Source organism: Prevotella sp. P5-126 (assembly GCF_002251185.1).
Taxonomy (GTDB): Bacteria; Bacteroidota; Bacteroidia; order Bacteroidales; family Bacteroidaceae; genus Prevotella.
This window is the reverse complement of sequence record NZ_NPIZ01000044.1, coordinates 1-1,847: the sequence shown is the minus strand read 5'-3', so window position 1 is coordinate 1,847 and position 1,847 is coordinate 1. Positions and strand designations below refer to the sequence as shown.

Genomic DNA, 1,847 nt, shown 5'->3' with positions numbered 1-1,847 from the left:
TGATTAATTAATATAAGGTGAACCTATTAATGAAAGAAGCGTGGAACCTGACACTTGCCTGTTCCACTTCTCGAGGTTCTGGTTTACCTGATTTCGAGAAGTCAGAAACAAAGCGCATGAAGACGCTCTCCCATAAATAGAGACAAATGCGGAGCCAAACTCTATTGGCTCAGAAGCCCAAGCGAAATCATCGGGGACAGGTTCATCGACCCTAAAGAGTGAACCAATGTACCTGTCCCCATGACCCTAATGACTCGGGGTTTAGGCGGCGGAGGGATATATAAATCCCATCGCCATGCGCTATTGCTGGGATTGTGATACCTCAACCAAGCGTACCGGGCGCACCGGAAAACCTTGGGTGCGACTGCCGCTGTCCTGCGCATTGAGATTAACATCACCGAAGTGCAGGTAATATGCGGTTCTGTTCCAGCTGGCTGTTGTGCCTGACCAGTAGCGGCCGCTAGAGCCGACATTTTCGAACGAAGTCTCCCAGACGTTGCCAGCTGCAGGCAAGAAGAGAGTTTGACTATTTTTTGTAAATTTATATCCTTTATTAGTACTATCCCAATCTTTTGTAGAATTATTCACTAAAGCCGCCCAAATCTCTGTAGTTGGTATCCGCCAGTCACCTTTAAGTATCTGACGAGCGGCATCGTCAGATGCTTCAAGGGCATCTCCTGGCGTGTATTTGGTATATGAATCTGTTGAACTATTGTAGAATGGTGCATTGGTACTTTTGTATCCACCCAATTTTTTCCATGTGGCTGTCCAAGGAGAGCTCGTTTTGTCTATTTCAGTATACCAAGGCTCCGTAGCTCCCCAAGCAAAGTAATCACCATAATCATATTCATTTGCGGCAAGACCTGTGGTTGTTAGGTTGGATTTGGCGAATATTACTTTGTAATTCTTTGTGCCAATAGTTATTGTCAATCCCAAATCTACCTCTTGGTCGGCTCTAACTGGATCATACCAATAATCCCCTGTGGTAGCAAACTCACCAAGGTCGGTCACCTTGTTGCGAGTGAAAGTGATGGGGTTTGTTCCCTTGCGAGAATATAATTTACCATTATCTTTAGCTGTGAATTCTATAGTCCAACCTGCCTTAAGTGTAACTGGGGGTACTGCAATATAGTAGTAATTGCCTGCCTTGATGTCTCCAGTCAGTGTGATGGCATCATTCTTTGTTTCCGCATTGGAAAGATCGAGTTTTGGTTCTCCGTTGTTATAAGAGACTGTGCCAGTTCCTGCCAATACCGCAGAGTTGTCAAAAGCCTTTAAATCTATTCTTGTGCAATCAAAATTAGGTTTCACCTTCACATAGCCTACGACATTCTTAAAATTCAACGTTTTTCCATCGCCGCCCTCTGCAATCATCAAGGCTGCTTCCTTGTCGAAACTGTTGGCGGTAGCGTTTTGAGTGGGTTTAAGGGTGATGCCTGTTACTTTGCCATTCGATGTGTCATAACTAGCCTCTGACTGGTAAGGATATACAGCAGTATATTTAGCTGCTGTTGCAGCGTTACCTTGGAAGGTCGCACTCTTTGTCCCTGCACCATTCTTCAAAGTAAACTGATTATTCGTTTTACCATCGAAGATGCTTATTTGGTCTCCTTCTTGCCAATTGATGACTTTACTTTCAGTGCTTGAAATAGCTGCCCTTGTTGATTGTTCGTCACCTTCTTGCGTTGCAGTAAAGGTCATTACCTTTGTCGCACTCTCGTTTTCAATTGTAGTGTTGTTGTCCTCCGACGAACATGACGCAAAGGACACGATGGCTGCAAAAGCCATCATAGATTGAATATATTTCTTCATTTTCATTCTTTTTACCATGTATAATTTTCTTCATC

1 protein-coding gene is annotated in these 1,847 nt (G+C 43.9%); it reads right to left on the bottom strand.

Translation table 11 applies throughout. The features are described 5' to 3' along the window. Nucleotides 1–300: 300 nt before the first annotated feature. Nucleotides 301–1,818, bottom strand: a complete 1,518-nt coding sequence (locus CIK90_RS04020) for a hypothetical protein (protein ID WP_094464404.1) — start codon at nucleotides 1,816–1,818, stop codon at nucleotides 301–303. Nucleotides 1,819–1,847 lie beyond the last annotated feature (29 nt).

Bases quoted from the DNA above. Each gene is read 5' to 3' on its own strand.
- CIK90_RS04020 (WP_094464404.1), bottom strand. From the start codon at position 1,818: ATGAAAATGAAGAAATATATTCAATCTATGATGGCTTTTGCAGCCATC.